Origin of the sequence: Proteus sp. FME41, assembly GCF_014897315.1 — a bacterium.
Taxonomy (GTDB): Bacteria; Pseudomonadota; Gammaproteobacteria; order Enterobacterales; family Enterobacteriaceae; genus Proteus.
In genome coordinates this window covers 1-4259 of the sequence record NZ_JABUYL010000048.1, presented here as the reverse complement: position 1 = coordinate 4259, position 4259 = coordinate 1, and the positions used below count along the sequence as shown (strand labels likewise).

The following is a 4259-nucleotide window of genomic DNA, read 5'->3' as shown; positions in this document are numbered from 1 at the left end:
ATAAGGAATGACCCAGCGGTTGTTGCGATAAGTTATTTTCTGACACCCAAATAACTGCATCGAGCGGACGACGTCGGCGCAGTTGTTTTAAATCTTGAATTAAATTTTCATCAATACTTTGATGGATATCGCCACCATAGATAAGTAACGTTCCATTGTTTTCTTGCCAGATATCCGTTGTTAGATTGGGAGCCAGTTTTTCGATAGAAGTCGAGGTGCCGATGAGGAGTATGCGTATTAAATTTTTTGAATTACGTTGACCATATTGTTTAAATATATCATCAATAAATGAATTATTTTGTTTGTTTATTTCTGGTAATGTTTTTGTATTATATAAGAAAGGTTTACTGAGTAATGGAATGACTTTTTTCCAACCATAAATAAAAAAAGGAAAAGCTAATAATAAAGCAGCCCAACTGGAAAAAGTAAAAAATACAATTTCTTTAGGTGAGTAGTCTGTTTCTAATATTTCATTACCAAAAAGATAATAAAGTATGCTTAACGTAAAAAGGGATATTGTAAGAACAACAGCATAAATAATAAATAAATCCCGAGTTGAAGAAAGCTTATCATTGATTTTCATCTTTGAGAATAACCCCTGCTATATATTGATCGTTACAATATCCAGAAATCCATCCACAACTATTAACATCGTTATGCATGCAGTGTAGAGCAGCAAACGAAATAGCGATAAATGGTGATGAGCAAGTACTATCACCGAAGTAATCCTGTACAATATTGTCGGCTGAATAGAGTGATGTTGATAAAAAAGCATAAGATGCTTGAGTATTAATCGATATATTTATTTCTGGTAATTTCTCCATCCCTGAATATTTAATAATTTGAGACGCTAATTCATTAACATTTTCATTATTTGATATTTCACAACGATGTAAATGATAGGCTTTTTTATCAGGAAGTATTGTCCATAAAAAACCAGTTTCACTTAATTTACCTGCATTGATATCATCAAAAATATTAGAACCGCCAACAAGGTTGTAATGATCTGACTTATAATGAAGATAGTAGTTATCAATAATGATATCTAAAGAATCTATTGAATCGATAAATATGATTTTTAATGGTGGTAATATATGATGACCTTTTAGATGTTCAATAAATTTATTTAGACTACTTTGACTACCTTTCCAGTAAAAATTATCTATTTTGATATTATCAATATTGTTTTCTTCAGTATTTATAAAGTGATTAGCTAGTAATTTAGCAATCATTTCTTCTCTGTTTTTTTTATCTCCGATGAGTGCTGAACAGGGAATGCACTCTTGCTCCTCCTCTATTATAGAAGATGGAGGTATCGGTTTATCTTTTAAAGCCTGATGCCATTTATATTGGTTTTCACCCAAAGAGCCAATAACAACTGAATTTTTTATTGGTATTGAAGCACTATGGTATAACCACCATTTTTTACTGTCTTCATCAAATTGTTTTTTAAATAACTCATTGTTATGATTGTTTAATACTTTTAAAAATAAATAAATTAAAAATAAGAATGATGAAATAAAGATAGGAATGATAACACTAGAGATTAAAATAAAATATTTATTCTCTACTTTACTATTTGATAAAATAATATTAGTGAAAAAAAGAGAGAAACCAATAAATATCAATAACCACTTTAATAGTTTTTTCCAATTTATCGGTTTGTCTTGGGTAAACTCAGGGTAACGCGGAGGATATCTCACGATATATCTCCTGATCTTTTAGAGATAAAGTTAAAATAAATGGGATTAATGCTAATTTAAGCAATTGATAAGACTTTTTTAGTATCAATAACTTGAGTTAAACTATTTATAACACCTTCTGTTTTTTCAACAATAGATTGAGCTATGGCAATTGATTGTACAGGGCCCGCATTTTTAGTAGGTTTAACATCTTCAGGATTAAGGGGAAGTGCTAATCCTGTTATTGCATTTACTACTTCATATTCCATTGACATAACGCCTAATGTACCTGCAAAAGCACCCAGTGCATTTTTAATGTTTTTTTGCCTCACTACATACGCCATACCACCAATAAATGTGGCTATACCAATTAATTTTCCCGCTATTGCGACAGGTGATAAAAATTTATTTGTTTCACTATCAGCATAGATCATTCTATAACTAAAATAGCTTGCCCAAGGTTCTCTAGATTGTAATGCATCATGCATAAACCAAGCACGAGAATCATGAAATTGGTTATCAAATAAATCTCTTGTTAATAATGCATCAGGATCAGGAGTGTTATTTTCTTTAAATAAAGGAAATCCATAACCTTTTTTATAAATATCATCACCACTTTGTTTCATATGAAAATATTCAGCTTTCTCATCGTCAGTATTTACTAAGCACATTATATTAGTTAATAAATTATCGACAGAAAACTGTTTCCAATTTCGAACTTCTCTTCGTTCATCATAATAGTCAGCTTTAAATTCTTCAGCACCTTCTCTTAATTGTGTTTTACCTAGCATGGGCTCATAAATACGAGGCCCCATAAGATCTCTTGGTGAAATGGTATCTGTACCTTGTTTTATTTTTTCTTTCTGTTGTTCTTCTATCTCCTCTTTAGTTTTCTCCCATTTTTCTTTATCTTCTTTGATCTTTTCAGTGCCATGCTGTAATGCATTTTTATAAAAATCTTGATTAAACAGATTCATATCGGCATATCTATCGATACGCCAAGCTGTCATCCATGCCATTTGTTTTTCGACGACTTTTTCTAATGTTGTATTTGCACGGCAAGCATTGAAAGTTTCTGAAAAATGAGTAGTAGCCACTTGAGGTAACCCTAAAGTAATTTTTCGCCATGCGTTAAAGCGTTGAATTAGAATTGGGTTGATTTCAAATAAATTGAGAATTTCTGGTTCTACATGCTCACTCATATTCTTCTTTGAAACTGTTAATGGAGATTTAACTGCCACTTTAAGGGGAGAGCCCGCCTGAAATGCTGAAAGATAAAGATCATGCAAGACGATTTGTGAAGCTAACATTGAAGGATCATTAAAGGCTTTTCCTTGATCTCCTACCAAATATCCCCCTCCAATATCGGAGTGAACACCAGGGTAAACCACTTCTTCAATATCGGATATTTTGGGATAACGGCCATAATTATTACCATTAATATTTTTATTATTCACAGATGTATCTGCTTTATTTTTTTCGTTTTCCCAATTTGAAGGGCGTCTTACTGTATCTAGAGGAAAACAGAAGCGTTGTTCATGGGCAGAAACAAAGTGGCGACAGCACTTAATAAAGTCAGGAAAAATTTTTTCACTGGGGAGTTGTTGAGTGCCATTTGCCCAATCCATATGACCTGAAAAGAAAGGCGCTAAATGTACTATACCCACAGAGGGTACAGTATCCAAAATGCCAATAAACTCAATTTTTACATTAATACCACATAATTGCTGAGCAGGTTTATCAGCACCTTCTGGGGTATCAAATAATTGCGTAACCCAATTAACAAAGGTTCTTGCTTCCGCCGCACCACGAGAGAAACCATAAACATAAAGTTTAATCATTAAAGTCTTAGGTTTAAGTTGCAATCCTTCAATAATCTCTTTTTTATTAATTAAAGAATGGATAACGGCACGGCGACGACCTTTACCACTAATAGGAAGATATGTTGGAGTTGCCATATCTTTCAAATACATTCTACATTCAGATATCTCTAACCTCTTATTACCAGAAGCTACACTTAATGTACTTGCTAACATTAATAAAGCCCAATTAATACGATTCTCACCCCCTGTTGCAAATATTAAGCCCATATTAGTAAAATTATATTCTGCTATTTCAGGGAAGGCAGTACCAACACCGGGCATATAATATTTAAAATATTCTCTTTGTTTTTTATCTGGGTTATTTTCATCTTCATACGTTGTTTCAAATAATCGGGTAATATTGGTCGCAGTTTTAGGCTCAGACGCCATATCTCTATCTCGATTATTATTGGTACCATCGAAAAAGAAACTAATATGCAAATTTCGACAGCAGTTATTTTTTACACTAGCAAGGCTAGAATTATGATTTCGTTTCTCTTCTTCTCGTGTTTTATAATTATTTTCTATTTGTTTCTGAGTTAATTTTAATCGGCCTTTATCAGGGAAATGATTAGGTACCCAAACGGGTTCTGCTTTTATTTCTTCAAACATACAGTGGGCTCCTTCATATTATGAGGTTCATTAATTGGGTATTCAGGGTCACCATAGCTATAGCAAGAAGTGGTAATTTTCACCTCATTACAAGGTAAAAAAT

The 4259-nt window shown here is 32.5% G+C and carries 2 protein-coding genes and 1 pseudogene; all 3 read right to left on the bottom strand.

All coding sequences use genetic code 11. The annotated features are described in order from the left end of the window. A pseudogene (locus INT04_RS19045) lies at positions 1–583 on the bottom strand (type VI secretion protein VasK); the annotation flags it as partial. Next, positions 570–1703, bottom strand: a complete 1134-nt coding sequence (locus tag INT04_RS19040) for a hypothetical protein (RefSeq protein ID WP_193017592.1) — start codon at positions 1701–1703, stop codon at positions 570–572. The gene INT04_RS19040 and the pseudogene INT04_RS19045, both read right to left, overlap by 14 nt. 56 nt (positions 1704–1759) lie before the next feature. Beyond that, on the bottom strand, positions 1760–4156 hold the full coding sequence (locus INT04_RS19035; RefSeq protein WP_193017591.1) for a T6SS phospholipase effector Tle1-like catalytic domain-containing protein: 2397 nt from the start codon (positions 4154–4156) through the stop codon (positions 1760–1762). Positions 4157–4259 lie beyond the last annotated feature (103 nt).

What these genes read in the sequence shown, in the direction of transcription:
- INT04_RS19035 (WP_193017591.1), bottom strand. Translation starts at nt 4,156, where the DNA reads ATGTTTGAAGAAATAAAAGCAGAACCCGTTTGGGTACCTAATCATTTC.